Below are 20,141 nucleotides of genomic sequence, written 5' to 3' on the forward strand. Positions count from 1 at the left end.
TTATACTGTAACTAAGGTTGAACGATGCTGTTGTACAAAATCTTCCAGAAGTTCCACTGCACGGTCATTACCGCCTGCATTCAGCAGATTGGCCCGAACTTCTTTCGCTGCATTTCTGTAGGCAGGATTTTCCAGTAATTCAAAAACAGTTTCACGAAGGGCTTCAACACGTAACCGCTTGTACCGGATGCTGATTCCGCAGCCTGCCTTTTCAATTAATTTGGCAATATGAAAATGGTCGTAGGCAATAGGCGTGATGAGCATCGGCAATCCATTGGTGAAGGTATCATTAACGGTATTAAAACCTCCGTGGCAGATCACCGCATCCATATGAGGCATTAATGCAGATTGCGGGACAAAACCGCTTACAATAAAATTAGAAGGCCATTCCTCAAATATTTCCGGCGGAGTGGCTGCAATAACCGTTACAGGCTGGTCCGCAAATGCGGCAATCACTTTTTCAAAAAAGGCTTTCCGGATATCTACCAAAAGGGTTCCGAGTGATACAAATATTTTCGGTGTCGTAGAGGCTTCCAGTTTTTCCCAGTCAAAAGGAGCAGGATTCGGACGTCCTTTTACCGGGCCTACAAATCTCATATGGGAAGGAACGGTTTCAAAATCGGCAAAAGACTGCGAAGTGAATACCAGATTCAGCTTGTTGGAATGGATAAAAATACCTTCATCCTTAATCCCTACTTCTTTTTGGAGGTCTTTGATCAGGTTTTGCTGCCACTCGAATATTTTAGGTGCATGAGTCGCGGTATCGCCCATTACATCGGGAGGAACAGGCGTAGTTGTTACACATGGAATGTTGTGTTTGTGGGCAAAAAGAGCTCCTCCGAAAGTGATACAGTCATTCACCAGAACATCAGGTTTCCATTGTTGTACAAGACGTTCCAGCCCGGGCATCATCATTTTGGCAAACGGAACATAGGTTTCTTCCAGTGCGAGTTTCATCACTTCAGGTCCTGAACAGGCCGGCCCGTCGTCCTGTCTTTTTAAAATACGCTGAATATCTTCCTGAAAAGGACTCAAATCTTCTTCAGGATAAAAATAGCTTCCCCCTTCCGGAATATGTTTGCTGTCCAACGGAGTAATTCCAAACCATTTTACTTCGTGTCCGCGGGCAATCAAACTGGCTCCCACACTTAAGGTTGGGCTGATATGTCCAAAAAACGGCGGGATCACAAATAAAAATTTAGACCCTGGCTTTATTGTTTTATTTGATGGAATTAATGCTTTTTCAAGCAAATTGGCAGCAGTGGCTGTACCTCCGGCTTCGGTGAAGGATCTGCGAACCGCTTCGGCAGCTTCTTTATATTCTGAATTGTTTAAAATATTGTTCACAGCATCTTTCAGGTGATTGGATTTAAACCGGTTAAAATTAAGCCTATCTCCTGCTCCGGTACGCACAACGCGACCTGCCACATGCGACTGATCATATGCAATCGGGATGACAACCAGCGGAAGACCGTTGGAAAGTGCTTCGGAAACGGTATTGTGACCGCCGTGGCATACAACTCCGTCCAGATGAGGCAGCAGATCCAGTTGCGGAACCTGATTATAGACCATAAAGTTTTCCGGCCAGCTGTCAAAAAGCTGCGGATCAGAAACCAGTACAACCGTCAGGTCTTCATCTTTAAAGGCATCCACCACCTTTTGAAAGAAAGCTTTCTTATGATCATGATCGAAAGTCGTTCCGATGCTTACCAAAATTCTTTTGTTGGGACTGCTTTTCAATCTGTCCCAATCAAATTCACAGGAGATGCGGCGTTCCGTAAGAACAGGTCCCGTGAACTGATAGTTTTCCGGCAGATCCATTTCGCCAAAGAAATATTCTGAGGTTAAAACAAGGGTTAACAGATCGGAAGAGGCTAATGACCGGTTTTCCGTTATCCCCAGTTCTTTCTGCAGTTCAATGATCTTGTTGACTTCCCATTCGTGTACTTTAGGCAATTCGTCCATCATTTTAATGGCTGCCGGAGCGGTAACGGAGGTGCTGTAGGGAAGATTCAGTTTTTTAGCGGCAATAGCGGCAGCAAACAGCTGATGGTCGCCAATCACCATGTCAGGCTGATAGTGTTCCAGCAGGGTAACGATCCCGCTGTAGCAATGTCTGTTTAAAGGAATCAGTACGTCATCGTAAAGAAATTTGATGCTGTCGATACCATACACTACTTTTTTAGAAATAATATCGAGATAGCTCTCACTTTCTCTTTTTTCCTCGTCGGTCTGGTCATATTGAATGAGTAAAAGTTCTCCCCCGACAGGAAGTTTTGTACTTAAATTTTGGTCAAGACTGATCCAGGCCACTTTATGCCCACGTTGCAGTAATTCTGCACCGATGCTTAAGGTTGGATTGACATGGCCTGTCAATGGTGGAACAACAAATACAAATTTAGCCATGATTTTGTGTTAATGGTTTAGATAATGATTGAGATAAAAAATGAACGATCGATTCTGCGATCTGAACAGGTTCCTGTATCGGGACATTGTGATCGCCGGGGATCAATTCCAGTTCAGATGAAATGATCTGTGTTTTCAGCCATTCCCCTGTAGGTTTACAGTTCGATTCTGATCCGTAAAGCAAAAGTGTGGGAGTATTAAGTTCTGCAAAATTGGCTTCCCACAGAAAATGTTTTTCCCTGATCATATCTGCTTTGATGCTGGTTTTTTCGAACAGGAATTCATACATCCGGTGATTTTTCTCCATTTGCCTTTTACCCATCTGAACTTTGGTAGTATCTGTAAAATTGGCCACATAATGCTCGAGGAATTCTTTGCTGTACTCATCGATGATGTTACGGGCTTTTTCATCCTGCGGGTCCGGTGCTTCTATGACCACCAGCTGACTGACACGTTCCGGTGCTTTCAATGCGGTTTTCAGAGCAATAAGTCCTCCGAAACTGTATCCGGCCAGGTGTACTTTTTAAGTTCCAAAACGTCCATCAGAGCCAGCAGATCAGAAGACATACTTTCCAGATCGTAACCGTCTGTAAAACGCTCACTCATACCATGACTTTTCAGATCATACATCACCACATGGAAATGCTTCGCCAGAATCGGGGCAATATTAAAATAATAAATGGAGAGGTTGCTGAACATCCCGTGGATAAGCACCACCGTCTGTTCAGCTCCTTTATTGAGTTCCTGAATATGAACCTGCTTATGGTTTACATTGATTATTGGCATTCGTAGATATAATTGATGATCATACGGAGGTCAAGGTTGATCAGTTCGTCCAGGTCCATGGAAGACAGCCATCCCGTGAAATCAATCTGGTCCCCGAAATGCGCCTTGATCTTCTCGGAAAAAGAAACGATTTCTATGCTGTCCATTTCCAGGTCTTTGGTGAATGAACTGTCCGGCGTGATGTCCATTTCTTCTACAAATTCAGCGCCTATCACTTCCGTAATAAAACCTTTTAAAAGTGTGAACAATTCTTCGTGATTCAGTTTTAATGTGTTGTTTATAGTGTCCATCCGATAATATATTTTTTATGTTTAATAGTTTTTATTTCAGTTTGATTGATCCATACATAATCTCCTTCAATACGGGTGATTTCAAAGGCTTTTGGATTTCCTTTCAGCCCGGTACCGAGAAACTTTCCGTAGGCTTCTTTGGCTACCCAGAATCTGGTGGTCCATTCTGCCTGATCTCTGTCTTTTAATAAGGTTAATTCATGTTCGGTAAATACCATGTCATAAAATCCGGAGCTGCGTTTTTCCATGATCTCCATGTCGATGCCCACCGGGCCGCCCTGTCGTGCAATACCGACCGCATCTTTTTCTTTATGGGCTAAAGAAATATGGATATCTTCCGTAACATCACCGATCAGATAAGGTTTTCCACTCTCTTCTTTCCCGATTTCAAAAGTGATGGGAAAGCAAGGATGATTTTTCTTGTCACGGAGAAGGTTACGAACGGCATCTTTCACGGCTACACGGCTCACCATCCATTCTTTCCGCTTGTTGGGAAGCAGTTGCTGATGATACTCTTTTTCGGTCTGGTTGAAATATCTTTTGAGGATAAAATCCCACGAAGCCACTCTGGTATATGCCTGATGAAAGAAAAATATCCCGGGAGCTATTTCTTCCGAAAGACGGTTGTGCAAAGGCGACATGGAAACGTTCCAAAGGGGTTCATCAATTTCCAGACGGCGGTTTTGCCAGCCTGTAATGGCGCACCATACTTTTCCGTCTCTTTTCAGGATGATATCTGCAATGGCAAATTCTTCATTGAGTTCGGTAAGGATGCAGGTACATTCAAAAAGGCCGTCCTGATCTTCCATATTTCCGAAAAATTCAATATCCCTGATTTTCACAGGGAAAGCAATACGGTCTTTGGTCAGGGTTAACTGCAGCCACAACCCGAATAACTGTCCGGCATTATCAAGCAAGGAGCCTTTTCCGCCATTTCCTTTAATTTTTCCTATAATTCCTTTTGTTCCTACTGCTGAAACTTCTGTAATTCCCTGGTAGAGTTCCCCATGGAACATATGTTTGTCATAGATCTCTTCAGGTGTTCTTTCGATTGGCAGAAGATCCCCGATCGACAGATTAAAAGCCGGAACAGCAGGTGCAGATGAAGCCAGTAAGACTTCTGCATTGGCAAAGTTTTCGATATCAAGATAAGCGTGGTTGGGGGATCGCCATTCTCCCTTGACGGTTTTTTCAAAAGGCTTGGCCACATTCATCCATTGAAACACACTCACATTCATGATTTTATGAACACGGGTCCCGGGTATTTCCGCCTGTGCGATTTCTGCTAACTGCTCAAAGATCATGGTCATCGGGATCACCGGCTCCATATCAGAAACATTGGTCCATCCTTTCGGCTGTCTCAATAGGCTGTGATCGATGAGGTAAGGATGAGTATCTAAATTAACACAGAGAAGCTTCGAGAAGTTCTTACTGACAGGAGGTTTGGAAACCACAGGTCTTGGAAGTGCAATTTCCGGACGGTTTTGAAACAGCGTCAGCACTTCTTCCTGCATCCGGATCATATCGGTGATATTTTCCTGGAAAGCCTGAACGAGAGGATGGCCGGTCTTAGCTACCGCCGCTGAAACCGTATTTTGTCTTGGCTGATCAATAGACTGAGCCAGATTCTGAATCTCTTTAAAATCACGAATGATCGGCGAACCTAATTGTAATTTGATTCCTTTTCCTGTTGGTTTTTTAGATTGGCTTTGTATTTCCAGAAAGTCAAGAGCTACGGTTTTCCCTTCCACGAATAATGCGGCTACTACACGTTGCAGCTGAGCCAATGCAGATCTTGTGGCCACGCTGGAAGCGATCGTACTGAACGCTTTTCCTTTCAAAGTATCATCAATAAATCCGATTAGTCCTCCGGTACCAATCTGAATAAAGAATTTTGCTCCTTCTTCATACAGTTTATCCGTCAGTTCACGGAAACGGACCGGCTGCACCAAATGCTCGGCACTTAGTTTTCTGATGGCATCCTGATCGGCAGGATACGGTTCTAAAGTCGTTGCAGACCACAACGGGATTTTCGTCTGTTGAAACTGTGCTTTTTCCATTCCTGCTAAAATCACATCCAGCTTATCTGCGATAAATGGTGAGTGAAAACCTGACTGGAAAGGCAGAATCTGATGAAAGACCTGTTTTGATTTTAACAATGGAACCAGTTCATCCAAAGCAGCATTACTGCCACAAAGGATCACCTGATTAGGACAATTGTCATTGGAAATATAAAGATTAGGAATGGTATCTATAAAAGGCTTCACCGCATCAATCCCCGCTCCGATGGCAATAAACCTGGAGTCTTTTAATTCAAAGGTTTCCGGGTTAAGAACATCGATCAAAGCTTTCACAGAATTTACTTCTGCCAGTTCAGAGGAATATCCTGCCAGCCATTCTCCCAGGCTGTGTCCTGCGTTCATATCGGGAACAATTCCCAGCTTTTTCAGGGCGTTATCAAGGATGCTGCATTTGTTGAAAATTCCCAGTGCATCGCTTAATAAACCTTCTCCTTCTGTTTCGATGGGTTGGGTTAGTCCAAAGTAACGGCTTACACTGTCCACTTCACCCTTGGCAAGGCCATCCAGCCCCGGAAATACGAAAACAATTTTGCCCCCGTCCTTCAGCAAAGGCGTATTGGTGTACCAGATATCCTGTTTATTGCGCCAGGGATTATCTTTAGCTACAATTTTAATCGCTTTTTCTATTCTTTCAGGGGTCGGGTCGAATAAAGCAATCCGGTAATCCCCGTCTCCTACTCTGTTGTCGTTATTTTTTAAAGCAGAAAGAAGTTCTTCATGAGTAGGCCTTGCCAATACCAAAACGCGGTCTTTTTTCGGCATATCATAGCCTTCAAGAACAACATGCGCATTGATTCCTCCAAATCCGAAGGCATTGACTGCCGCTACTTTCGGCAAGCCTGTCTTTGACCAGCTTTTCGGTTCCTGTACCGGAGCAAAACGGGTCTGCTCCATATCTGCAATTGGGTTTTCGCAATATAATGTAGGTGGTAAAGTATCATGATGAAGTGCTAGACAAGTCTTGATTAAACCTGCGATTCCGGCAGCCGGCATGGCATGTCCGATATTGGATTTTACTGATCCGATTCCTGCAGCCTGGGTTGTTTCTTCTTTGGTAAAAAACCGCGCTAAGGTCTGAAGTTCCGTTTTATCTCCAAGTGGTGTTCCTGTGCCGTGAGCTTCAAGATAACCGATCTGTTTTTCATCAAGGTCTGCATTGATCCAGGCCTGTTGTAAAGCTTTAAGCTGACCTTTAACGGACGGACTCATCACACTCGTTCCATTACCATCGCTGCTTACTCCAACTCCTTTTATTACAGCATAGATCTTATCCTGGTCACGGACTGCATCTTCCAGTCGTTTTAACACGACAAAACCACAGCCTTCCCCAATTAGTAATCCGTCTGCATCTGTACTGAATGGTTTGATCTGCTGTTGATGCGACAAAGCTCCCAACTGGGCAAAAATACTCCAGAAAGCAGCATTCTGTCCGGTGTGCACACCTCCTGCGATCACCATATCACAACGGCCCCGGTTCAGTTCCTGAACGGCGTGGTCTACTGCTATCAGGGCACTAGCACAGGCCGCATCTACCGTAAAAGCCGCGCCTCCGAGATTGAACCTGTTGGCTACTAATGAGGCTACGAGATTAGGAATCAGTCCCATGGCTGTATCTGCTGCGAAACGGCCTTTCCGCTCCTGGAAAGCATGTTTCACCTTTTCGATATCTGCTGAAGATACCTGGGGAAGCAATTCCTGTAATAATGAAGAAATCTGTTCTCCGGTACGCACGATTTCAATGGCGCGGGTTGCTCCGGGACCGGTATAGTTTCCTTTACCGATAATAATTCCTGTTTTCTCCAGAGATGTTCCCTTTTGAAACACACCGGCATCTTCCAGGGCTTTCTGCACCAGATCGAGGGTTAACAAATGATCCGGCTCGGTACCTTCTACTGCTAACGGAAGAATCCCGAAAGCCGTAGGATCAAATTCATAATCTGAAATAAATCCACCGCGTTGGCAGTAAAATCTGTCGACGGGATTGGCAGCATCACTGAAATGTACCGGATCAATCCTGTCAGCAGGAGCCGATTGGGTGGAATCTACTTTATTGATAATATTCTGCCAGAAAGTATTGGCATCCTGTGCCCCTGGAAAGACACAGGATAAGCCAATAACAGCAACATCTGTTTTTTTCATAGTTATTAGTGTATACAGAGGTTTACCAGTTGTTTCCTGACATGATCAATACCTGACTTTCGGTTCCGTATCTGATCTCATTAAGAAAAATTTCTTTCCCCTGATCCAGTGGAATTAAAGAAATGCCGCGGCGTTCGTATTCTGTTTCCAGTGTTGATGAAACCATTCCGGCACCTTTCCATGGCCCCCAGTTGATGGAGATTACTTTTCCCTTTAATTTTTTGTTTAAAGCTTTCGCATAATCATCCAGTACGGAGTTGGCTGCAGCATAATCGGTCTGGCCTTTATTTCCATACACTGAGGCAATGCTTGAGAAGAGCACTACAAACTGACAATCGGCACGAAGCTGTTCTGCCAGTACACGAAGCGGCTTCACTTTGGTATCAAAAACCCGTTCAAATGAGCTGGATGTTTTGTGTCTGAACAACTTATCTTCCAAAAGGCCTGCCCCATGAATAACACCGTCCAAACGGTTGTATTGTTCGTAAATATTTTTAATCAGATCTGATAATCCTTCTTCGTCACAAAGGTCTAAGGATTGATACAATACCTTATTTCCAAGCTGCTCCATATCACGGATGGTTCTCAGGATCTGGTTGTTTTTGAAAATTCTTACCGTCTCTTTTTCTATTTCAGCAGGAGAAGTGAATGTTCCGGTTTTAATCAGGTAGCTTCTTATTTCGTCCTTGGATTTCATAGCTTCTACGTCTTTCGAGTCTGCCGAATCTCTCGGGTCTGCCGATCTTCCTACAAGAATATAGGTGCACGGATACGCTCCGGACATATGCTTCACCAGTTCAGAAGTAATTCCCTGCCCGCCTCCGAGTACCAAGACTACAGATTCCTGATCCAGCTGGATATGCGCTTCTTCAAGACTGGTTGACAATGGAGAAGGGATGATATCTATTTTATGCCTTTGGTCATGTTTGTAAACAACTTCGGCAGGTTTATCGGTAGTTAAGATTTCTTTTAAAGCAATTTCCGTGATCTGATCAACTTCCTGTGGTGTGCTCAGACTGATCAGCCTGCAGGAGGTTTGCTCAAATTCTCTTGCCAGACTTTTGAAAAGTCCCGGATAACCTTTGTAATGGCGTAAAAGACGGGTATCGGTCAGTTCCTGGATATGAGCCGGAATATCTGAAATCAGGTAAACCCATCTGGTTTTATCAAGATCCAGTTTCTTGATCTGATCCACGTGATCAATGATGCTGTGCTTTACAGGTGAAGAGAACAAGTCCAGAATGATCAGCCCGTCAAAATGCTTAAGATCTTTTTCTGTATCGACCAATTCTGCAACAGCACCATGCTTCTCAAGAGCGTTTTTGATGGCCATCGTATGCGGACTGTTGTCCTGAGTGATGGCAAAACGTTTTCCCTTTATGATTTCTGTATTCTGTTCTGTAGAAATATCGGTTGGAGTCAGATCAAAACGAAGACGTGACAATAAGTTCTGTACCGGTTCAGCATCGGTGTTCCCGCTCATCTCGCTGATCCATGAGGCTAATCCTTTTAATGTCTTAATGGCAGCCAGTTTTTCCATCAGATCATCAGCCTGGTCCATATCTTCCCCGAAACCTATTTTGGTTTTAAGATCGCCGATAATTTCCATTCTTTTAATAGAATCGATGCTCAGGTCTGCTTCCAGATCAAGATCCAGACCCAACATTTCTTTCGGATAACCTGTTTTTTCACTAACGATATTCAGAATTACATTTTGAAGTTCTTCAAGAGAAAATGCAGATTTGCTTTGTGCTTCTGATGGTAGTGTTGCTGTAGTTTCGTTTTTTTCAGGAGCAGCTGCCGGATTACCTGTAAATTCTGTCAACCAGGAAACCAGACCGCTTAAAGTTTTGATGGATGCTAATTTCTCCATGATTGTGTCTTCATTGGCATGATCTGATGTAAGCGCTCCCAGTTCGCTGCGAAGCGTTCCGATGATTTCTACCCTTTTGATAGAGTCAATACTCAGATCAGCTTCCAGATCCATTTCCATTCCCAGCATTTCGTGAGGATAACCTGTTTTATCGCTGACTACCTGTAACAATAAGGTCTTAATATCTTTTACAGGAGCCTGCTTTACTGTAATAGCAGCTGGTTTATCTGCATTAACAGGTTGTGCAGGAATCTCTACCAAACGATCATTTACAGGTGAGTGTATTGGCGCAGCATAAACAGGAGCAGGATTAATCTGTGGATTCTGTCCCAGGAAAGAAAGCATCACATCACGCTGCGCCTGGATCAGCTGTTTCATGGTATTTAAATATTCCTGAAGCATGCGTTCAGCAGCAGGCTGAGATTCGGCTGCAGGGGCTGGTTGGTTATTAGTAAAATTGTTCATTGGAATAGGATTTAATATTGGTAATGCACCATTAGCCGGCAGATTACCTGTAGTTGGATGGGCCATTTGTCCGTTCACACGCCAGATGGCTGGATTTTTCTTATACAGTTCAGGCTGATCAATCTGGATCAATCGGGCATTGCGGCCTTCGAAAAGCTTTTCGATGCTGAAGCTCCGGCCTGTTCCCAGATATTGGGCCAGCATAGAAAGAAGGTGGCTCATTTTATTACGGCTGCTGTCTTCTGCATACAGGGTGATCTGATCTTTATTTAAGCAGGAATTCGTCAGTCCGGTCAATACTTTTCCTGGACCTACTTCGATGAATATTCTGGCTCCGTCTGCGTACATCGCCTCGAGTTCTTCTACAAATCTCACAGGTTGTACCAGATGATCTGTCAGTCTCTCTTTAATTTCTGATGGGTTTGTGGGATAGATCTCCGCCGTGGTATTCGACCAAACCGGAATCTGCATTTCATTAAAAGGAATATCTTTTAAAACCTCATCGTATAAGCCTTTGGATTTGGCCAATAAAGGACTGTGGAATGCACAGGCTACTTCTAATTTCTTTGCAGAAATGCGTTCCTGCTTAAGGATCTCCATTAATTTGTTGATGGCCGGCGTACTTCCTGCCACCACACATTGGGTTGGAGCATTATAATTAACCGGATAGCATCCTTCTGTCTTGTCTAATACCGGTTGTAATTGTTCTCTTGTCGCGCTTACCGCAATCATAGTACCCGGATCTCCACCTTCTACTGAATTCAGAATGGCCTGGGCTCTTTGAATACTCAGATCAACCAGTTTTTCTTCTTCAAAAACACCGGCAAAACACAGGGCCGGTAATTCACCATAGCTGTGCCCTGCCATCATATCCGGAACGATGTCCAGTGATTTCAGGAATTTCGCTAAAGCCAGATCAACAATACCTAAAATAGGTTGAGCCAGACGGGTATCTTTAATGGTTTCTTTCTGTTGTTTCAGGGAAGTTTCATCAAATGTTGCTGAAGGGAAAACCACTTTCTCCAATTCAGGGTAGCCTTCAATCAGGTTACGCATGGCCGGAAAAGCGACGAACAGATCACGAGCCATATTGATTCTCTGGCTACCCTGGCCAGGGAAAAGGAAAGCTACTTTACCGTCGCGTTTATTTACTGTAAAAGTGTCTTTACTTTCAATGCCGGATAAGGCCAGCTCGATGTTCATCATTAAATGTTCAGCAGTATCAGCAACAATGGTTAACTGAATCGGTTTTTCTGATCCAACCGCTAGGCTGTAAGCCATATCTTTTAACGGAATATCACCATTTACCTCTAATAAAGATTTGATTTGATTCAATTGAATTCTGGCATCCTCATACGTTTCCCCACGGAATACAAATAATTCAGACGGCCACGATTGCAATACGGCAGAATCATCTTCTTTAGGGTGATTGGCAATAACCGTATGGAAATTGGTTCCCCCAAATCCAAAAGCACTGATTCCGGCATACCGGTTTTTCTCACTCCACAATCCACTTTCCGTATAAAAAGCAAAAGGACTGGTTTGGGCATTATAGTAAGCATTAGGCTGCTGTAAATGAATTGTTGGTGGTTTCACTCCATGATATACTGCCAGTGAAGCTTTGATGAGTCCCGCCAATCCAGCCGCACATTTGGTATGCCCGATCTGCGTTTTTACAGAACCTAAATGGGTCTGTCCCGGTATGGCTCCTGATTGGCTGAATAAATTGGTCAGCGCGCTCAGTTCGGTTTTATCTCCTACGACGGTTCCGGTTCCGTGAGCTTCCACAAGACCAACTGATGCAGGACTGATACCAGCCTGAGTATAAGCTCTTTCCAATGCACGGACCTGCCCTATTTTTCTAGGTGCTGTAAGACCTAATGCCTTTCCATCACTTGATCCTCCCACTCCTTTGATGACAGAATAAATACGGTCACCATCTCGAACGGCATCTTCATATCTTTTTAAAACAAGGATGGCAACTCCTTCCCCAAGGGCAATTCCGTCAGCTTCATCATCGAATGTCGCACATCTTCCTTTTCTGGAAAGGGCGTGTGTACTGGAAAACATCAGATAATCATTGATTCCGTTATGTAAATCCGCACCGCCGGCAAGAACCATATCCGATTTTCCTAATACAAGCTCCTGACAAGCCAGATCAATAGCTGCCAAAGAGGAAGCGCAAGCCGCATCTACCGTGAAATTCCTTCCTCCAAGATCCAGACGGTTGGTAATTCTCCCCGCGATTACATTAGCCAGAATACCAGGGAATGAATCTTCCGTCGTATGTGGGAATGCCTGTTTTACTTCTTCATGAAGTTCTCCGAAAACCTGTTTATAATATCCTCTGAAACTATAGCTGTTGGCGAGATCATTACCCCCTTCAGCGCCTATAATGACAGAAATATTTTCTCTGTTGATGTGTTTCTCCCCATAGCCTGCATCTTCCATGGCACGTTTGGCCACCAATAAGGTCAACAATTGTGTCGGCTCAATAGCGGCCAGGGATTGTGGAGGAATTCCGAAGGCCAATGGGTCGAAATCAATCTTTGGAATAAATCCGCCCCATTTTGAATGAGATACATCCGGTCCTTCTGAATCCGGATGGTAATACAGTTCTTTATTCCAGCGTTCATCAGGTACTTCTGTAACGCTGTCTTTTCCGAGGATGATGTTCCGCCAGTATTCTTCAAGATTTTTAGCGCCAGGAAAAATACATTCCATCCCGATAATGGCTACATCCAGAGGTTTTTCCGTAGATACCGGCTGTTCCGGTAAAGCCGCCTCTTCAATGTATTTATAATTATCAATACTTACGTTCTGATGCAGTGATGCAAGGGAAATTACACGGTTTTGCATTGTGGCTACCTGGCCTATCATGTACATTCCAAGATCCAGCTGCTCATTTTTAGGAACATTTACCAGTTTATCCCCCTGCCGATCGATTCCTTTGGCAGCGATCCTAAGCCGGCCCACATTTAATTTTTCAAGCTGTTCCCAGACTTCTTTTTTATCCATTCCTGCTGCCAGAAGCCTGGTTTTCTCGGTGCTGAAATGTTTGGCAAAAGCTGTATTCAAACAACGTGTTTCATGTCCCGGTGCCGTTTCGAGTAAAACGGTGTCTTTTGCCTGCATAGCCTGAACCTGGAATTCTTCCTGAATAGCTCCGGTTCTTACTGCTTCTTCTGTATATAAATAGGCTGTTCCAATCAATACTCCAACTTTTACGCCTCTGGCTGCTAAAGGAGCTGCCATAACAGAGACAAATGCTGTTGAAAATGCATTGTGAATCCCACCTGCAAAAAATACACTGATCTTTTCAGGATGCTCTTCTTTTAAAATACGTTCAATCTGTTTTTCCCAAAGAACCATGCTTGAAAGCGGACCTACGTGACCGCCGCACTCACGGCCTTCAAAGATGAAATTGGTGGCACCTTCTTTCAGGAAAATATCCAGTAATGCAGGTGAAGGAACGTGAAGGAAGGTTGTGATACCTGCCTTTTCAAATACCTTAGCCTGCGCAGGCCTTCCTCCGGCAATAAGTACCACAGGTGGCCTGGCTTCCAATATGTATGACGTCTGTTCTTCCCTTAATTCCTGAGGTGCAAATCCGAGAATACCTACACCCCATGTTTTTTCACCGGCCAGCTTTTTGGTTTCCATGACCAAAGATTTTGCCTGCTCTCCTTTAAGTAAAGATAAAGCGACGAATGGCAAGGCACCCGCATCTGCTACCGCATTGGCAAATTGAGGGACATCACTGACGCGGGTCATGGGACCTTGTGCGATAGGATAACGTAATCCGAGCTTCCGGGCCATCACATTATTTTCGCTGATCACTTTAAGCGCTTTAGCCTGCTTCAGGTGACCATACATTGCTTCTTTGAACCCAAAAATCATTTTTTTCAGGGTTTTGAAATCTTCATACAGGTCTACCGCCAATGAAATATCCTGTCCCATCGGAATATAACTATTGTTCAGGTCAAAATCGGTGAAATATTGTCTCAGCTCTTCTGCATCGACATTTTCCGGTAATGCAGGTGAATTGGGTCTCACCAATACCCTGTGATTGGCTATAATTTTGGTTTCGGTACCGTTCAGTTTTGAGGCTAAATCCTTGATTTCCTGAGGAACCGAGCTTTCCGGGAACAATGCCAGCTGACTGTCGAGTACAACTCCGGCTGCTCCCAAAGATTTTACAGCAGCAGCGGTATGCAGCCCTATTCCGCCCTGCACCCATACGGGTATGTTCTGGATTTCTCTGATAACGCGCTGAAACAATACAAAAGTTGATTCATAGCCTACCAGGCCTCCTGCTTCATTTCCTTTTATGATAATTCCTTCGGCTCCGGACTGCCAGGCAAGTCTGGCTTCATCCAAGCTGGTTACCTGATAGATCACCGGCAGATCCGGCACAATATTCAGAGAAACTCCGGATGGAAGGATCGCAAATTTTACTTTTTCAGGGATTTGGAGGGAAATAAATTTGTCGTTGGGCAGATAGATCCCGTAAGAAGGGATGTCTGTCCGGGCAATTTGATCCAGCGCTGTCTGTGCGGCTGCCAAGTCATGGCCTAAGCTTAAGATGGGAAATGCACCCGCCCCGTGCAACTTTTGCATAAGTTTAACATCCGGCTTTTCAAAGGGTGTCAATCCAATAATGGTTAAGTTTTTCATTGCATTCATGATATTGATGATAATTGGGAAATTCACATTACAAGACACAAACCTTACGGCATAATGAGTGTTTGTTAAAATATGATGGAATAAAAATAATAAATATATACCATATTTTCAATCATAAATTAAATTTAATAATAAATTATTAACAATAAGTTATTATGAATTTAAATAAAATTAAAAAACAGAGTTTAGTTTTCATTCTCAGAAACGAGACAGCACAATTAAACTAATTCAATTATAAATGTTTATAATTGAATATCATGAGACAAATATAGAAATAAAAAATATAATAAATCAATAATAAGAGAATTATTTTTCCAATATTAAAAAAATATAACATACCTTAAAATGCGTATAAAATCTATAAAATCTGAATATTCAGATCCAGTAAAAAAATAATCAGAAATTCAGATTTTCAAAAAAAGAGCGGCAAAAATTGTATAAAATTTGAATAAAAAAATAACGTTACCCGAAAGCAACGTTATGATAATAAGTAAATTATAGAATTATTTTATATTTAATTGGACAAAATCATACAACCGACCATCCAAGATTAATCCCTGTTTCCACTTTTGGCTTGCCGTACCGACTGATTATCTTTTTGGTTGAATCTATAAACCAGTGTCAACCGATAGCGGGCAGCATTGGGAATGTTAGTCTGCTCGATTTCATAATCCGCTCCTACAGTCCTGCTCGTGGATTTTCTTAATCCAAACAGATTGCTTACATCAAACATAATTGTTGCTTTATCCTTTAAAAAAGTTTTACTGAGTCCAAAATCAATGCTATGAAGGGCATCTGTATGCGTCTGGGCGGTAGCATTGGCTCCCCTGAAATTATAAAGCGTCTGAAAGGAAAGCTTGTTCTTCAGTTTCAGCTGGGCACTTACTCGGGCGGTTAAGGTATTCCCGGAATAATCGAAGCTCTGATCCTTATAACTGCCTTTTTCAGCATAATGAAACAGATTAAGCTCTGTATTAACCTGCAGCCATTTGACAGGATTATAAAGCAACGACAACTCAAAACCGTGCCGGGTTTCCCTGCTTATGTTAACCGGCATTGTGATAAAAAACCCTTCCGGATTACGGAACGTATAATCTTCTATCACCCCGGTATTTCTCTGATAATAAAGGGATGGATTAAAAGTAAGTGTTTTCCAGCTTTTAAGAAAAGCAAGTTCAAATACATTGGCATATGAAGGATTAAGGTCCGGATTTCCAAAATACCGACTGCTCAGATCAGTCAATTCATTAAAAGGATAAATCATGCCCAGTCTTGGCCTGTTGATTCTTTTACTATAACTTCCCTGCAAAGTTGTCCGCTCATTGAAACGATAGCTTATATTTAATGTTGGAAACAGGCGGTTATAATTTTTTTCATCGGTATAAGTGCCTGCACGGTCTTCGATTCCGATATGGGTAAGTTCGCCGCGTAAACCGGCCTGATAGTTTAAAGCTCCGGTTTTTCCGGAAAACTGAACATAAGCACTTCCAATCAATTCTTTATATAACAGATGGTTATCAATCTGATCAATAATCTCCCAGCCCGCTGAAGCCTGCTGCTCCGCGATAAAGTCACTGTTTACTCTCCGGTCTTCCAGTTTCAACCCGAATTCCAGGGTGGAAGCACTGTCCAATGGCTGCACCATATCTGTTTTGATCATAAAATCCTTACTTGCACCCATTGAACCTGTTTTAATCATGGGTAAATCTACAGCAGCCGGAAATACTTTGCTGGTTGATAAGTTCCAGTCTTTGTCACTATCCCAGAAATCATACTGCATATCTACTGTCAGCTTCCTGCCTGCTTTGTCGAAGCTTTTGGTATAATTGAATTCGAGCTGGTTATAGCTGCGCCTTTCCCAAGATTCACCCTTTCTGGTGAGGCTGCTGTCGAGAGATCCGTTTTTATTTGAATACAAATAATTAAGCCGGGTCTTGTCGTGGTCATGAGTTGAATTTCTGAGGAAAGCCGCAGTAATGGTATTATGATCATTAATCTTAAAGTCTGCCCCAAAATAGAGCAACTTAGCATCATCATGTCTGTCCTCATCCTGTCTCTGGTCCAGATCAACCCTTTCACCCGACAGTACGGTTGACTGTTTCATCGTGTACAGACCCACATAATCCGACAATCGAATACCATAAGTCGCAAACAAATTCAATTTTTCCGATTTATAATTCAGACTGGAACTGATTCGGGTTTCGTTGGGGATACCACCTACCAGACGCAGCTGCCCACTGAATCCTGCCTTCTTATTTTTTTAAGGATGATATTGATAATCCCTGCAGAACCGCCGGCATCAAATCTGGAAGAAGGATTGGTGATCACTTCCACACGCTCTACCTGATCGGCAGGTACCTGCTCCAAAGCATTGCTCTGGGTAAGCCCGGTCCGGCGGCCGTCAATTAATACCAATACATTAGGATTCCCCCGCAGACTGATCTCTCCCCCGGGCTCACACTTACAGAAGGAACAACATTGAGAAGATCCGTTACCGTACCTGATTGCGAAAGAACATCCTTACCAACTTCAAAGACTTTTTTGTCGATTTTTAAGCTGACAGATGAGCGCTGCCCTGTGACAGACACTTCCTGTAATAGTTTTGCATCAGGCTCTAAAACAACCGTTCCTACATTGACCATTTCATCTGCCTTAATCTCTACAGGCCTGTTGATTGTCTGAAAGCCCGCAAGAGCATAACTGATGGTATAATTTCCAGCAGCAATGCTTTCCAGCCTGAATATTCCTTTAGCATCTGAAATACCGGCGGCACTCGGCCGGTTATCACTGTCCTTTAATGTTACGGTTACATAAGATATCGGGATATCCTGTTTTTCCTGAATAACTCCGGTGATCCGACTTTTCTGTGCGAATGAACACTGAACAGAAAAGATGATCAAAAAAATGATGGCTAATTGTTTCATGATGTAAATTTAAATTGAAGAAACAGCCATTCACAGAAGAAACATCTGAACTGCTCCACAGGCTTTCCAATGACATCCGGTTTTTCAAATTAGCTTGTATATTTACATTATGCATTATTTAATATTTTTATTAACACTGCTTGACCTGCTGGCCATCCCTGTTATCCGCAATGAAGACCCGGTACCGGTTTATAAAACCGGAGACAATATGGCCTGGATGAGCAAGAATTACAATGATAAGGACTGGTCTGAAACCAGAGGTAATACTTCGGATAAAATATTCTGGTCGCGTACCCATGTTGATTTGCGCCCGGTGGAAAACGAACTCGTTCCTCTTGGCCTTCAGATCAATTCTTTCGGTGCTTTTGAAGTGTACTGGGATGGCATACTGATCGGCAGAAACGGACAGCTTCCGAAAAATGGAAAACCGGAAATACCCGGAACCGAATGCAGTTATTACAGAATCCCTAACCATCTGATCTCGTCTGGTCTTCATACTATTGCTATGCGCAGCTCCCAATCCCTTTATCCGGATGTACAGCGCAGCATTGGCTTCACCATCAATAATTACGAAACATTACTCACAAACCCGCTCATCACAATGGCCTATATGAATCTGATGGCCGGAGCTTTTCTGATCGCAGCCGTTTATTATTTCTTCCTCTACCTGAACAGCAAAAGAAGACAGAAAGACATCCTTATATTTGCAACCATATGCCTTCTCTTTTTTACCCTGCTGATCATGGAATATCTGAAGTTCCATGTGATGCTCCCCTATTCTGAATTCTTCGTACGCCTCGAAATCATCGGATGGCTGACATTTGCCAATGCGCTGCTGGTTCCATGGTATTTTATTATCCAATTTAACTTCAGATATGGAAAATGGCTGATGTCGGCTCTGTTGCTGACACTGCTTGGACTCTACTGGTTCAATTACGGTCACTACGATCTGACTGCCCGTCTTTACAGCCTGGCCATGCTGATAACTGCCTTCATTGTGGTTCTGAATGGCATCCTTCAAAAGGAAAAAGGCGGCTTTATTGCTCTGGCAGCTCTTTTGGCGAGTGCATTGGTCAACAGGCTTGTGGTTTATGATTATGGATTATTCATCAGTTTTACCATTATCGTACTCTCCATGCTTTATCTGCATTCTATCCGTACCAGTGTCATTGAGGCAGAGCATCAAAATGCTGTTTTACTTTCGTCAAGGCTGCAACTGGAATTGCTTAAAAAGAATATTCAGCCTCATTTTTTAAGAAATACGCTGACTTCGATGATGGATTGGGTGGAAGAATCTCCCAAGGATGGAGCCCGCTTCATCCAGGCGCTGGCCACAGAATTTGATATTATGAACGAGATCTCTGAACAGACCCTGATCCCTGTTACAAAAGAGCTGGAGCTATGCCGCCAACATTTGTCGGTCATGGGTTTTCGGAAGGAAATAAATTATATCTGGGAACAAAAAGGAATCGATGAAGCACAGCTGATCCCTCCGGCGATCATTCACACCCTGCTGGAAAACGGCATTACCCACAGCGAGCCACAGTCCGGAAATACAATTCGATTTATACTTCATTATACATCGTTAAAAGATGCTCATCAGTATACTTTTGAAACTATTGCGAAGAACCGGCCGGTGATGACTGACCGTGCAGGCGGAAACGGCTTTAAATATATCAAAGCAAGGCTGACTGAAAGTTATGGTCAAAACTGGAAACTTGTATCGGGCCCTACAGAAAACGGCTGGATATCTACCATTCAAATTTTAAAGTCATGAATATAGTAATTATAGAGGATGAGGCCAGAATTGCCCGTCGTTTGCAGCGTATGGCCTCGGAGTTCTTTACAGGTAAACCTAATGAAATTATCATCTGTGACTCATTGCAAAAGGGACTTGACCAGGTTTCAAGCCGGATTCCCGACCTTGTGCTGCTGGACCTTAACCTGAACGGAGATAATGGTTTTGAACTCCTGGAGCAGATGGTAGCCTCCTCTTTTCATACGATCATTGTTTCTGCCAATACTGATAAAGCAATTACCGCTTTTGCGTATGGAGTTCTTGATTTTGTTCCCAAACCTTTTGATCAGGAAAGGCTTTTTAAGGCTTTGACAAGATTAATAAACCCAGCAGTGAAACCACAGGAAGGCATTAAATACCTGGCCGTAAAAAGGGCCGGACAGGTTCGTCTGATCAATATTTCCGAGGTAATCTACATCAAAGGAGCGGGCATTTATACAGAACTCCATCTCAATAACGGGCTGAGTGAGCTGCATGATAAATCTCTTGAATATTTGCAGCAGCTTCTTCCTGAAAGGTTTGAGCGTATTCATAAGTCTTATCTTGTCAATTTTCAGCAGATTGAAAAAATCATTATCAATCCCGGAACACGGTATGGAGCATTGCTTAAAACAGGTGAAGTATTGCCTGTAGGGCGCTCAAAATATAAAGATCTGAAAAATAAAATAGTGTGATGCCTGGTTTGATACGCAA

Annotated in this window: 9 protein-coding genes and 1 pseudogene; 2 read left to right on the forward strand and 8 right to left on the reverse strand. The window is 43.2% G+C overall.

Annotation, left to right across the window (positions count from 1 at the left end):
- The 8 genes and pseudogenes from N4G44_RS13790 to N4G44_RS13825 all read right to left on the reverse strand — a co-directional run bounded on the left by N4G44_RS13790 (window position 1) and on the right by N4G44_RS13825 (window position 17,650).
- A complete protein-coding gene (locus N4G44_RS13790) occupies window positions 1–2,406 on the reverse strand; it encodes a glycosyltransferase (RefSeq protein WP_474927717.1) in 2,406 nt (801 codons plus the stop codon).
- A pseudogene (locus N4G44_RS13795) lies at window positions 2,399–3,192 on the reverse strand (alpha/beta fold hydrolase). Before N4G44_RS13795 ends, N4G44_RS13790 begins: the two are co-directional and overlap by 8 nt.
- Window positions 3,183–3,482 (reverse strand): acyl carrier protein, encoded by a 300-nt coding sequence (locus tag N4G44_RS13800; protein ID WP_034728171.1) that lies wholly within the window; start codon window positions 3,480–3,482, stop codon window positions 3,183–3,185. The pseudogene N4G44_RS13795 and the gene N4G44_RS13800 overlap by 10 nt, the downstream one beginning before the upstream one ends.
- Complete coding sequence (locus tag N4G44_RS13805; RefSeq protein ID WP_474927720.1) at window positions 3,470–7,702, reverse strand: beta-ketoacyl synthase N-terminal-like domain-containing protein; 4,233 nt, start codon at window positions 7,700–7,702, stop codon at window positions 3,470–3,472. The genes N4G44_RS13800 and N4G44_RS13805 overlap by 13 nt, the downstream gene beginning before the upstream one ends.
- A 22-nt stretch (window positions 7,703–7,724) precedes the next feature.
- Window positions 7,725–14,660, reverse strand: a complete 6,936-nt coding sequence (locus N4G44_RS13810; protein ID WP_474927721.1) for an SDR family NAD(P)-dependent oxidoreductase — start codon at window positions 14,658–14,660, stop codon at window positions 7,725–7,727.
- Window positions 14,661–15,276: 616 nt separating this feature from the next.
- A complete protein-coding gene (locus tag N4G44_RS13815; RefSeq protein WP_474927723.1) occupies window positions 15,277–16,830 on the reverse strand; it encodes an outer membrane beta-barrel family protein in 1,554 nt (517 codons plus the stop codon).
- A gap of 113 nt (window positions 16,831–16,943) precedes the next feature.
- Window positions 16,944–17,141, reverse strand: a complete 198-nt coding sequence (locus N4G44_RS13820; protein ID WP_474927725.1) for a TonB-dependent receptor plug domain-containing protein — start codon at window positions 17,139–17,141, stop codon at window positions 16,944–16,946.
- Entirely contained in the window at window positions 17,132–17,650 is a 519-nt protein-coding gene (locus N4G44_RS13825) for a carboxypeptidase regulatory-like domain-containing protein (RefSeq protein ID WP_474927727.1), read from the reverse strand. The genes N4G44_RS13820 and N4G44_RS13825 overlap by 10 nt, the downstream gene beginning before the upstream one ends.
- Window positions 17,651–17,759: 109 nt before the next feature.
- Here N4G44_RS13825 and N4G44_RS13830 point away from each other — a divergent pair, with 109 nt between their 5' ends.
- Both N4G44_RS13830 and N4G44_RS13835 read left to right on the forward strand, forming a co-directional pair.
- Complete coding sequence (locus tag N4G44_RS13830) at window positions 17,760–19,427, forward strand: histidine kinase (protein WP_474927729.1); 1,668 nt, start codon at window positions 17,760–17,762, stop codon at window positions 19,425–19,427.
- Window positions 19,424–20,122: a LytR/AlgR family response regulator transcription factor gene (locus tag N4G44_RS13835; protein ID WP_474927731.1), complete on the forward strand. Its 699-nt coding sequence runs from the start codon at window positions 19,424–19,426 to the stop codon at window positions 20,120–20,122. Before N4G44_RS13830 ends, N4G44_RS13835 begins: the two co-directional genes overlap by 4 nt.
- The last annotated feature ends 19 nt before the right edge of the window (window positions 20,123–20,141 follow it).

Source organism: Chryseobacterium sp. GTID13 (assembly GCF_056172655.1).